Origin of the sequence: Catellatospora sp. NPDC049609 (assembly GCF_040675365.1) — a bacterium.
In the GTDB taxonomy this organism is placed as follows: Bacteria; Actinomycetota; Actinomycetes; order Mycobacteriales; family Micromonosporaceae; genus Catellatospora.
The window spans coordinates 1-11,016 of record NZ_JBFAOU010000225.1 but is presented as its reverse complement, the minus strand read 5'-3'; the positions used below and the strand labels follow the sequence as shown (position 1 = coordinate 11,016).

Sequence of the window (11,016 nt, the reverse complement as noted above, 5' to 3'; positions counted from 1 at the left end):
CCGACGAGTTTACCGGCCCGTGATCTCGGCTCGGCCGTGGGTGGCCCGCACCACGGTGTGACGGTGGTGGCCCCGTGAGCGTCGGCACTGTTAGCCTCGCCGCCGTGCGGGTGCTGGTGGTGGAGGACGATCCCGAGGTGCGGGGGGTCGTGGTCACCGCGCTGCGCGCGGTCGGGTTCGCGGTGGACCAGGCGGCCGACTGGAGCCAGGCCGACCTCAGCATCAGCGTCAACGACTACGACTGCCTGGTGCTCGACCGCATCCTGCCGGAGGGCGACTCCGCCGGGCAGCTGCGCCGCCGCCGCGCCGCCGGGCTGGCCGTGCCCGCGCTGATGCTGACCGCGCTGGACGACGTCACCGACCGGGTCGCCGGGTTCGAGGCGGGCGCCGACGACTACGTGGTCAAGCCGTTCGTCGCCGCCGAGCTGGTGCTGCGGGTACGCGCGCTGTGCCGCCGCCGCGGCAGCACCGTGCCCGCGGTGCTGCGCGCCGGGGACGTCGAGGTCGACACCGCCCGGCGCGAGGTGCGCCGCGACGGCATCCTGCTGACGCTGACCCCGAAGGAGTTCTCCGTGCTGGAGCTGCTCCTGGTCCGGCGCCCGGCCGTGGTCAGCCGGGCCGACCTGCTGGAGCACTGCTGGGACGAGCAGGCCGACCCCGCCTCGAACGTGGTGGACGTGGTCGTCGGGCAGCTGCGCCGCAAGCTCGGCGACCCGCCGGTGATCACCACCGTCCGGGGCACGGGCTACCGCGTCGACCTGGCCGGCCGATGAGCGGCGGGGAGGCGGCGTGAAGCGGGGGACACGGCAGCTGCAGACCGCCGAGCGGCTCACCGGGCTGCGCATGCGGATGACCGCGCTGCTGCTCGCGCTGAACGTGCTCGGCCTGGCCGGGATGGGCGCGGTGGCGCTGGTGGTGGACGAGCGGCAGCGGGCCGAGGCGGTCACCGCCGACCTGCACCGCACCGCCAGCACCGCGGTCGCGCTGCTCTACTACGACTCCGGCGCGCTGCTGCTGGACAAGCTCTACGACAACGCGGTGGCCCAGGGCTCCACCGCCGTCTACGTGTACGAGGCCAACCGCACCGACGTGTCGCTGGTCTTCGCCCACCCGGCGCGGCTGGCGGTCATCCCGCCGCCCACGCTGCTCGGACCCGCCCGGCAGGTGCACGCCGCCGGCGGCGAGGTGAGCGCGGCGGTGCGCGACGACCAGAGCAAGACCGTGCACCTGCTGGCGGTGCCGTTCCGCCACGCCGACACCGGCGCGGTCGCCGGGACCGTGGTCGCGGTGGCCGACCCCGGGCCGGGCCAGGCCGCGCACCGGCGGCTGGCCGTCGCGCTGATCGTCGGCGGCACCGCGTTCACGGCGATGACCTGCGTCGGCGGGTACCTGCTGGCCCGCCGCGGCACCCAGCCCATCGCCGACGCGCTCACCCAGCAGGAGCGCTTCGTCGCCGACGCCGCGCACGAGCTGCGTACGCCGCTGACGGTGATCCGGGCGGTGTCCGAGCGCGCGCTGGCCGACCCGGGTGTGCAGCCGGACGCGCTGCGCCGCGTGATCAAGGCGACGGACCGGCTCACCGACGCGGTCGCCGCGCTGCTCACCCGGGCCCGGCTGGTCGCCGGCCTGCGCCACCTGGAGCGCCAGCGCTTCCGGCTGGACCAGCTCGCCGAGGAGGTGCTGGCCGAGACGGTGCAGCCGCCGCACATCGCGACCGCGTACACCGAGGCGACGGTCGCCCTCGGCGACCCGACCCTGGTCCGCATCGCCCTGCGCAACCTGATCCACAACGCGGTGCAGCACGGCCGCGACGGCGACACCCCCGCCACCATCACCCTGACCGTGCAGCCGGGCCTGGTCACCGTCCGCGACGACGGCCCCGGCCCCGCCGCCGACCTGCCCGCCGACACCGGCGAGCGCTTCCGCCCCGGCTCCCCCGGCGGCACCGGCCTGGGCCTGGCCATCGCCCGCTGGGTGGCCGACCTGCACGGCGGCACCCTCCGCCTCACTCCCGCCGAGGGCGGCGGCACCGAAGCCCTCCTCACCCTCCCGCCCGACGCGAGCTGACCCGCGCCGAAGATCACGACGATCTTGCGCGAAGTGTTGCCCTTTTGCCGGGCATGGGCGTGTCGTCCCCACCGTACGCGCAAGATCGGCCCCGCCGGGGAGAGGCCCCCGCCGGGCGGATCGGCCCCGTCAGGAGGGGGTGGGGCCGGCCGGGGTGCCGATGGGGGTGACGGCGAACCAGTGGCCCTCCATGCCGTGGCCGTTGGTGTCGCCGGGCATGCGGTCGCCGGCGTAGCCGTAGAGGGGCCAGCCGGCGAGGGTGAGCTGCCGCGTGCCGTCGGGGCGCAGGAGGGTGCCGACGAGCTGGCGGTCGATGCCCTCGACGCGGATCGGGTCGGCGGCGGGCACGGGCAGCCACTGCACGGTGCAGGCGCCGGTGCAGGCGGAGCGGGACGGGCGGGCGGAGTCGCGCTGGCTGCGGTAGAGGACGTAGCCGCGGGAGTCGATGACGACCCAGCCGAGCGTGTCGGAGCTGATGCCGAACAGGGCGGCCTGGGGCTGTGAGGGGCGTCCGGCGAGGCTGAGCGGGGCCGGGCGCGGCGGCTCCTGGTCGCTGGCACATCCCGCCAGTAGGGTCGTGACCAGCAGAAACGCGGCGACCAGCACATCGCGGGCAGGTCGTCGGGCGGTTTCGGCCGGGTTACTCATGCAATCCTCACGCTCATCCGGGCAGGATAGGCGCACCCTACGCGAGGAGTAAGTCTGTTGCGAGCGCCGTACGCACAGCTGACGGCGGCTCTGGCGCTGCTGGCGCTGGCGGCCGCGGGCTGCGACGCGACCGGCTCCCCCGCGGCGGCGCCCCGGGCCTGCGGCATGAAGGTCGCGGTCATCGGCCCGCTCACCGGCGACTCGGCCGATCTCGGCGGCAACATCCGCTCCGGCGCCGAGCTGGCGTTCGCGCAGTACCGCCAGCGCCATCCGGACTGCCCGGCGGAGCTGGTGGCGTTCGACTCGCAGGGCGACCCGAAGCAGGCACCGGCGCTGGTGCAGAACATCGTGGCCGACCCGAAGATGCTGGGCGTGATCGGCCCGGCGTTCTCCGGCGAGGCGGAGGCCGCCGGGCCGCTGCTCGACCAGGGCGGCATACCGGTCGTCACCGTGTCGGCCACGCGCACCAACCTGACCCAGCGCGGCTGGTCCACGTTCCACCGGCTGCTCGGCAACGACGCGACGCAGGGCCCGGCCGCGGCCCGCTACATCGACACGGTGCTGCACGCGCGCAAGGCGTTCGTCGTCGACGACACCGGCGCGTACGGGCGAGGGCTGGCCGAGGAGGTGGCCACCACGCTCAGCGGCAAGGTGGTGCAGCGCGCCTCGGTGCCGCCGCGCCAGGTCGACTTCTCCTCGGTGGTGAGCCAGATCCGCTCCGCCGGGGCCGACGTGGTCTTCTACGGCGGCTACTACTCCGGCGCGGGCACCCTGCTCAAGGCGATGCGCGAGGCCGGCGTGCAGGCGGCGTTCGTGGCCGGGGACGGCGTCAAGGACGCCGGGTTCGTGCGCGCCGCCGGGATCCGCGCCGCCGAGGGCGCCGTCATCACCTGCCCGTGCCTGCCGCCCGAGCGGGCCGCCCGGGACTTCCCCCGGCAGTACCGCGCCGAGTTCGGCCGGGACGCCGGCACCTACAGCGCCGAGGCGTACGACGCCGCGTCGATCTTCCTGGCCGGGTTCGAGGCCGGCCGCGCCACCCGCCGCGACATGGAGGCCTTCGTCGACGCGTACGCGCACGACGGGGTCACCGGGCGGCTGCAGTTCACCCCCGAGGGCGAACTCGTCGACTCCGCCGTCGTGCTGTGGGCCTACCGGGTGGCCGACGGCACGGTCATCGCCGACCGCGAGATCCCCCGCCCCTGACCCCCTGCCTGAGAGGAGCACGTCCATGTCAGCGACCCTGATCGCGGACCTCCCGCGGCAAGCCGAGCCCGCCGCCGTCGCCCCACTGCACCGCGCGCTCGCCCAGGCGCCGCTGGGCGCCTATCCCCTGCTCGAAGCCGCGTTCGCCTGGCAGGAGCTGCGCCCGTCCGGCTGGCACCGGCCCGGCACGGCGGCCGTCGCGCACACCTCCTCGGCGGCCGCGGCCGCCCGGCTGGCCAGCCTGCTCTCCACCCTGACCTGGGCCAACGTGGTACGCACGGAGCGTGACGGCCTACGGGTCGAGGTGCCCGCCGGGTCGTACAACCGGATCACCCGGGCGCTGACCGGCGCCTGGCGCAACCGCTCCCGGCTGCTGGCCGCGACGCCCGCCGCGGCCGACGCCCGGCAGGCGGCGCTCGGCCTGTGGCGGATGGCGCTGCTCACCGGCGGCGTCGAGGCACGGCCGGGCCGGCTGACGGTGCGCGCGGGCTCCTCGGCCGCCGCGCAGGCGCTGGTCGCGGCGGCCGCCCGGCTGGGCCTGGAGGCGGTCACCGACGGCCCGCGCGAGGGCGCCCACCTGGTGCGCGTCGCCGGACCGCAGGTCCACCAGCTGCTCAGCGAGGCCACCGGCGTGCGCTGAGCCGGGCTTCGCGGCGGGGCGAGGCTATACGCCGCCCTCCGACGGCGTGCCCCGCCGCGTACGCCCCGGCCTATCTCGGCCGACCCGCTTTGCTCTGCTTACCTATACGCACCACGTCAGTGGCACCCCGTGCGTATATGTGTGCAGAGCAAAGCCGCTGCGCGAGGCAGTCCGAGGCGAGGGGAAAGGCCAGGAGCCGGGCGTCAGCGGTCCAGGCGGTGGAAGATGTGCTCCAGTGCCAGGCGGTAACCGTCGACGCCGAGGCCGGCGATGACGCCGGTGGCCACGGCCGACACCACCGAGTGGTGCCGGAACTCCTCGCGCGCGTGGATGTTGGAGATGTGCACCTCGACCAGCGGGCCATTGAGCATGGCGCAGGCGTCCCGGACGGCGTACGAATAGTGGCTCCACGCCCCCGGGTTGAGCACCACCGCGGCGTGCTCGTCGGCGGCCTGGTGCAGCCAGCCGACCAGCTCGCCCTCAAGGTCGGTCTGGCGGCACTCCACGTCGAGTCCGAGCTGCGCGCCGGTCTTCTCGCACAGGTCGACCAGCGTGGCGTACGTCGTGACGCCGTAGACGTCGACCTGCCTGGTGCCGAGCCGGCCCAGGTTGACCCCGTTGAGCACGTAGACCTTCATGTGGCGACCCTTCGTCAGGCGGCGACGGCGCGGTATGCCTCGGCCAGCAGCGCCTCGTCGTCCACCGGCACGGTGACCGGCTGGGCCAGCCCGTCCAGCAGCACGAAACGCAGCGCGCGGCCGCGGGCCTTCTTGTCCACGGACATGGTGGCGCGCAGCTCGTCCCAGGCGTCGGCCGGGTAGGCGACGGGCAGGCCGAGCGAGCTCAGGACGGCGGCGTGCCGCTGCTCGGTCTGCTCGTCGAGGCGGCCGGTGAGCACGCCCAGCCGGGCGGCGTACACCAGCCCGACGCTCACCGCGTGGCCGTGCGACCAGCGGTAGCGCTCGCGGCGCTCGATGGCGTGGCCCAGCGTGTGGCCGTAGTTGAGGATCTCGCGCAGGCCGGACTCGCGCAGGTCCTCGGAGACCACCCGGGCCTTCACCGCGATCTTGCGTTCGATCAGCTCGCGCAGCACCGGACCGGCCGGGTCGACGGCGGCGGCCGGGTCGCGCTCGATCAGATCCAGGATGACCGGGTCGGCGATGAAGCCGCCCTTGACCACCTCGGCCATCCCGGCCAGCAGCTGCGCGGGCGGCAGGGTGGCCAGCGCCTCGGTCGCGCACAGCACCGCGGCGGGCGGGTGGAACGCGCCGACCAGGTTCTTCCCGGCGGGGGTGTTCACCCCGGTCTTGCCGCCGACGGCCGCGTCGACCATGCCGTTGATGCTGGTGGAGACCGGCACCCAGCGCACGCCGCGCAGCCAGCAGGCCGCCACGAACCCGGCCAGGTCGGTGGCGGCGCCGCCGCCGACGCCGACGACCACGTCGTTGCGGGTGAACGAGGCCTTGCCCAGCTCGTCCCAGCAGCGCTCGGCGACCGCGATGGTCTTGCCGGCCTCGGCGTCGGGCACCTCGACCATGACGACCTCGGTCCCGGCGCCGGCCAGGTGCGCGACGGCCTGCTCGGCGTAGCCGCGCACGGGTGGGGCGTACAGCACGGCGGCCCGGTCGCAGCCCTTGGTGGCGGCGGGCAGCTCGGCCAGCACGCCGGGGCCGACGAAGACGTCGTACGGCCGCTCGCCGCCGACCGGGATCCGGGTCAGCTCAGCCATCCGCCTCAGCCCTTCAGCAGCTCGACGAGCTCGGCGGTGATCTCCTCCGGGGTGCGCCCGTCGGTGACCACGGTGTGCGAGGCGACCTGCTCGTACAGCGGCCGGCGCTGGTCGAGCAGGAAGCGCAGGGTGGCCCGCGGGTTGAGCGCGAGCAGCGGCCGGCCCTGGCCCAGGCCGACCCGGGACACCGCGTCGGACAGCTCGACGCTCAGGTAGATCACGGTGTGCCCGGCCAGCAGGTCCCGGTTGGCCTCGGCCAGGATCGCGCCGCCACCCAGCGCCAGCACGCCGTCGTGCCCGTCCAGCGCGGCCGCGACGGCCGCCGCCTCCAGGGCCCGGAAGTGCTGCTCGCCCTCGTCGATGAAGATCTCCGAGATCGGCTTGCCGGCCGCCGCCTCGATGTCGGCGTCGGTGTCGCGGAACGACACCCCGTACGCGTCGGCCAGCAGGCGGCCCACGGTGGACTTGCCCGCCCCGGGCGCCCCCACCAGCACGCACAACGGCTTGCTCACGGTCGTCTCCTCCCCGGAGCCCGCCGGAGCGGCCGCTCGGTGTCCGTCCGCGGCACAGCGCGGGATGGACACCGATCAAGGCCGCAGAGCGGGCTCCGCATGTCGGCTCTCAGCGGATCAGCAGGTTGTCCAGGTAACCGGCGAGGTTGCGCCGGATCTCCGAGACCGAGTCGCCGCCGAACTTCTCCGTCGCCGCCTCGGCCAGCACCAGCGCCAGCATCGCCTCGGCGACGACCGCCGCCGCGGGCACCGCGCACACGTCGGAGCGCTGGTTGATGGCGGTGGCGACCTCGCCGGTGAGCACGTCCACGGTGGACAGCGCCCGGTTCAGCGACGAGATGGGCTTCATCGCGGCGCGCACCCGCAGCGGCTCGCCGGAGGTGATGCCGCCCTCCAGGCCGCCGGCCCGGTCGGTGATCCGCTTCACGCCGTCGGGCGTCGGCACGATCTCGTCGTGCGCGACCGAGCCCCGCGAGCGGGCCTGGGTGAACGCGTCGCCGATCTCGACACCCTTGATGGCCTGGATGGACATGAGCGCGGTGGCGATCCGGGCGTCGAGCTTGCGGTCCCACTGGGTGTGCGTGCCCAGGCCCGGCGGGACGCCGTACGCCAGCACCTCGACGATGCCGCCGAGGGTGTCGGCGTCGCGCTTGGCCGCGTCGACCTCGGCGACCATCCGCTCGCTGGCTTCCGGGTCCAGGCAGCGCAGCGGGTCGGCGTCGATGCGCTCGGTGTCGCCCGGCACCGGCACCACGCCGGGCTTGGCCGCCACCGAGCCGAGCTCGACCACGTGCGACAGGATCTCGATGCCCAGCGCCTGGCGCAGCAGCGACTTGGCCACGGTGCCGACGGCGACGCGCGCCGCGGTCTCGCGGGCGCTGGCGCGCTCCAGGATCGGCCGGGCGTCGTCGTGGCCGTACTTCTGCATCCCGGCGAGGTCGGCGTGGCCGGGCCGGGGGCGGGTCAGCGGTGCGTTGCGGGCCTGCTTGGCCAGCAGCTCCGGGTCGACCGGGTCGGGCGACATGACCGTCTCCCACTTGGGCCACTCGGAGTTGCCGACCTGGATCGCGACCGGGCTGCCCAGCGTGCGGCCGTGCCGGACGCCGCCGAGCATCGTCACCACGTCCTGCTCGAAGGCCATCCGGGCGCCGCGGCCGTAGCCGAGGCGACGGCGGGCCAGCTCGTGCCCGATCTCGCTACTGGTGATCTCGATTCCGGCGGGCACTCCGTCGAGCACGGCGACCAGCGCCTGCCCGTGCGACTCCCCTGCGGTCAGCCAACGCAACACGATCACCAGTCTGTCACGCCGGACGCCCCGCACCCCGTGCAGGCCCGCGCGTGCCACCAGACGAGACAGGTGTCACTTCAGCCTGATGGTGACCGGTTCGCTGCGGTCGCTGCCGACCCGGGCGACGATCTCGTACAGCCCGGCGTCGGGCGCCGGGCCCGCGGGCACCCGCCGGCCCTTCTTCACGCAGGTGTTGCTGGTCTTGCCGTTCCAGGTGACGGTGTACGAGCGCGACTGCCCCGGCCCGAGCCGGACCACCTGGTTGCCGTGCAGCGGCCCGCAGTCGTCGGACGACCACACCTTCTCGCCGTCGCGCAGCAGCTGCAGCTCCTGCAGGTCGGCGCCGAGGTCGCGGACGCAGGACCGCTTCGAGGTGTTCTGGACCTTCAGCGTGATGGACAGCGGGCTCTTGCGCGCCACGGCCGTCTTCGCGGGTGCCGCGCTGACCTTCAGCTCGTCGTCGGTGCACAGCTTCTTGTCCACCTTGGCGTCCTTGGGCGCGGCGCCGGCCTGCTCGGCGTACCGGACGCGGTAGATCTTGGCCTTCGCCGCGTAGGGCCCGTCCTTGACGTCGTCGGGGTAGAGCCCGCTGAAGTAGAGCCCGTCCGCGCCCGCGGCGAGGCCCGCGATGGTGGACTTGCCGTTGCCGTTGTACTCCACCAGCGTCTTCGGCCCGGTGACGTCGCCTGCGTCGTCGAAGGCGAACATCACGATGCGCTTGCCGCGCACCTGCGGCCCGGAGGCGTAGGTCGGCCCGCTCTCGGAGACGTACGCGTTGCCGTACACCTCCTTCGGGAACCCGGCGCCCTGCCCGTGCTCCTCCTGCACGAAGGTGATGCCGACCGGGGCGTGCGCGACGGTCCAGTTGTAGAGCGCCTTCTTCTTCATCGCGCTGTCGCCGACGTACCAGCCGAAGTCGGTGCCCCGGGTCACCCGCGCGAAGCGGTCCATGGACGGGCCGTTCTCCACCGAGTAGTGCTGGCCGTCCGCGGCCCGCCAGGCCCCGCCGAACGGGTTGCGGAACCCGAGGGCGTAGATGTAGTCCCTGGCCTTGATGCCGTCGTCGGCGTCGTAGAAGGGGTTGTCCGCCGGCGCGCTGCCGTCGAGGTTCACCCGCAGCACCTTGCCCCGGAACGAGTCCTTGTCCTTGGCCGTCTTCGGCTCGAACGCGTCCGCGACGTGGACATACAGCTTGCCGTCCGGTCCGATGGTGAGGTTGGAGATCTGGTGCGAGGCGACCATGTCCTCGCCCTTCATGTCCAGCACCGTGCTGACCTTCGTCGCGGTCAGCCCGTCGTCGGAGCTGGTCAGCCGCACCACCTTGGGGTAGAACCGGGTGCCCGCCCGGTAGACCAGGGACGCGAACAGGTCCCCGGACTGCGGCTCGACCACGATGCCGCCCACGCCGAACTCGCCGTCGCCGGGGAACTTGTCCTTGGGGTCGAAGTTCAGCAGATCCTTGGCGTACGTCGTGACGCCGAAGTCGCCGCGGACCACCTTGATCTGGCCGTAGAGCTCGTTGACGTAGAAGCGCGGCGCGCCCGCGTCCGTCGGATGCCGCGCCGCCATGGCGATGCCGACCGGCAGCTCGAACCCGGCGGCGACCTCCTCCACCACGTACCCGTCCTGCAGGGTGCGCCACTGCGGCGCCCCGGGCAGCGGCGCGAGCTGCACGTCGGTGCGGAACGTGCGCACCGCGTACGGGCTCCACTGCGTCGCCGGGTCGGCCGACGACGACCGGAACCGGGCCCGCACCTCGAAGTCGCGGCCCGGCGGCAGCTCCGCCTGCCCGGCCAGGGAGCCCTCGAAGCTCCCGTTGCCCAGGTGGGCGTGCAGCCGGGTGGCGCCCTGGACGCACTGGCCGGACCAGACCCGCTCCACCGGAGCGGGCGCCACGGACCAGATCTCCCAGTCGCTGCAGGAGTGGGTGTCGTGCACGTCGGGGTCGGCGAACGGCTGCGCCTCCATGTGCACGTCGGCGCCGTTGAGCAGCTGCCCGTCGTGGGAGGGCTCGCTGATCTGGGGCGGCAGCGGGGCGACCGACGGCGCGTACGAGGAGGCCGGGCTCACGAACGAGACCAGGCCGGCCACGGCCATGACCGTGGCGATCAGCACCGCCTCCCCGACCACCGTGATCCTGCGAGCGTTCATTCCCGGCTCCCGGCTCCGCGCATCGATTGACCGCGCCAGGCTACCCGCCTAAATCGGCGATTCGGCACGAAACACGCTGAAACCTGGCATACTGCACAACCGGCGAAGCGCGGGCCGGAAGCCGGTTCGTTTCCGCGTCAGGCCAGGCTGCGGGCCAGCACGCCGAGGTCCGGGTGGTCGGTGAACACGCCGTCGACCCCGGCCGCCAGGTACGCCGCGAGCTCGTCGAGGATGCGGCCGTACTCGGCGGGCACCGTGCCGTTGCGCAGGTTCACCGGCAGGAACTGGTTCTCGGCCCGGAACGTGTACGGGTGCACCCGCCGGCCCTGCGCGTGCGCGTCGGTGATCAGCGACGTCGGCGTGCCCAGCGAGCCGTCCGCCGCCCGCGGGATGACCAGCCCCTTCTCCGGGCCGATGCCGTCGACGATCCCGGCCAGCTCGCGCAGCCCGGCCGGGGCCAGGTACTGCTCGTACGGCTTCGGGTCGTTGTAGGGGCTGCCCGCGCCCGCGAGGAACACCAGCGGCGCCTTCACCCGGTGGGCGGTGCGCAGCTCGCGCAGGTTGGCCGCCTCGAACGACTGCACGAACACCGGCGCGCGACATCGGCGTGACGGGCCGGCGAATTCGGCCCGACACCGCGCCGACACGGCCCCGGCGCACCCGTCCCGCCGGCGCGCGGCGGACTCGCGGCCGTCGCGCCGACCGGCCCGCCATAGACGTTGGGGGTTATCGGATGGAAAAAAGATCAACATGGGGATCTCGATAAGCGGCCACCAAG

Annotated in this window: 11 protein-coding genes; 4 read left to right on the top strand and 7 right to left on the bottom strand. The window is 73.9% G+C overall.

Annotated elements, in window-relative coordinates; all coding sequences use genetic code 11:
• The first annotated feature begins 104 nt into the window (after positions 1 to 104).
• Positions 105 to 773, top strand: a complete 669-nt coding sequence (locus tag AB0J67_RS35755) for a response regulator transcription factor (protein ID WP_363489306.1) — start codon at positions 105 to 107, stop codon at positions 771 to 773.
• A 16-nt stretch (positions 774 to 789) separates the two neighbouring features.
• The gene (locus AB0J67_RS35750; RefSeq protein ID WP_363489302.1) at positions 790 to 2,067 is read left to right on the top strand and encodes a HAMP domain-containing sensor histidine kinase; all 1,278 of its coding nucleotides are present in this window, start codon (positions 790 to 792) and stop codon (positions 2,065 to 2,067) included.
• Between the two features lie 129 nt (positions 2,068 to 2,196).
• Here AB0J67_RS35750 and AB0J67_RS35745 read toward each other — a convergent pair whose 3' ends face one another.
• Positions 2,197 to 2,715: a hypothetical protein gene (locus AB0J67_RS35745; RefSeq protein WP_363489300.1), complete on the bottom strand. Its 519-nt coding sequence runs from the start codon at positions 2,713 to 2,715 to the stop codon at positions 2,197 to 2,199.
• Between the two features lie 57 nt (positions 2,716 to 2,772).
• Between AB0J67_RS35745 and AB0J67_RS35740 the strand changes: the two genes are divergently transcribed.
• Together AB0J67_RS35740 and AB0J67_RS35735 are read left to right on the top strand one after the other, a co-directional pair.
• Positions 2,773 to 3,918, top strand: a complete 1,146-nt coding sequence (locus AB0J67_RS35740) for a branched-chain amino acid ABC transporter substrate-binding protein (protein WP_363489298.1) — start codon at positions 2,773 to 2,775, stop codon at positions 3,916 to 3,918.
• 25 nt (positions 3,919 to 3,943) lie between these two features.
• Positions 3,944 to 4,558 carry a hypothetical protein gene (locus AB0J67_RS35735; protein ID WP_363489296.1) on the top strand — a complete coding sequence of 205 codons (615 nt, stop codon included), beginning with the start codon at positions 3,944 to 3,946 and terminating at the stop codon, positions 4,556 to 4,558.
• A gap of 203 nt (positions 4,559 to 4,761) precedes the next feature.
• Here the strand turns inward: AB0J67_RS35735 and aroQ are convergent, their stop codons facing one another.
• The 6 genes from aroQ to AB0J67_RS35705 form a co-directional block, all read right to left on the bottom strand.
• Positions 4,762 to 5,196 carry a type II 3-dehydroquinate dehydratase gene (gene aroQ / locus AB0J67_RS35730; RefSeq protein ID WP_363489294.1) on the bottom strand — a complete coding sequence of 145 codons (435 nt, stop codon included), beginning with the start codon at positions 5,194 to 5,196 and terminating at the stop codon, positions 4,762 to 4,764.
• A gap of 14 nt (positions 5,197 to 5,210) precedes the next feature.
• Positions 5,211 to 6,287, bottom strand: coding sequence for a 3-dehydroquinate synthase (gene aroB, locus AB0J67_RS35725; RefSeq protein ID WP_363489292.1), 1,077 nt, complete (start codon positions 6,285 to 6,287; stop codon positions 5,211 to 5,213).
• 5 nt (positions 6,288 to 6,292) lie between these two features.
• Positions 6,293 to 6,799, bottom strand: a complete 507-nt coding sequence (locus tag AB0J67_RS35720) for a shikimate kinase (RefSeq protein WP_363489290.1) — start codon at positions 6,797 to 6,799, stop codon at positions 6,293 to 6,295.
• A gap of 109 nt (positions 6,800 to 6,908) precedes the next feature.
• Entirely contained in the window at positions 6,909 to 8,087 is a 1,179-nt protein-coding gene (gene aroC / locus AB0J67_RS35715; protein ID WP_363489288.1) for a chorismate synthase, read from the bottom strand.
• A 72-nt stretch (positions 8,088 to 8,159) separates the two neighbouring features.
• On the bottom strand, positions 8,160 to 10,238 hold the full coding sequence (locus AB0J67_RS35710; protein ID WP_363489286.1) for a PQQ-dependent sugar dehydrogenase: 2,079 nt from the start codon (positions 10,236 to 10,238) through the stop codon (positions 8,160 to 8,162).
• Between the two features lie 137 nt (positions 10,239 to 10,375).
• Positions 10,376 to 10,990: a glycerophosphodiester phosphodiesterase family protein gene (locus AB0J67_RS35705; RefSeq protein ID WP_363489304.1), complete on the bottom strand. Its 615-nt coding sequence runs from the start codon at positions 10,988 to 10,990 to the stop codon at positions 10,376 to 10,378.
• Positions 10,991 to 11,016 lie beyond the last annotated feature (26 nt).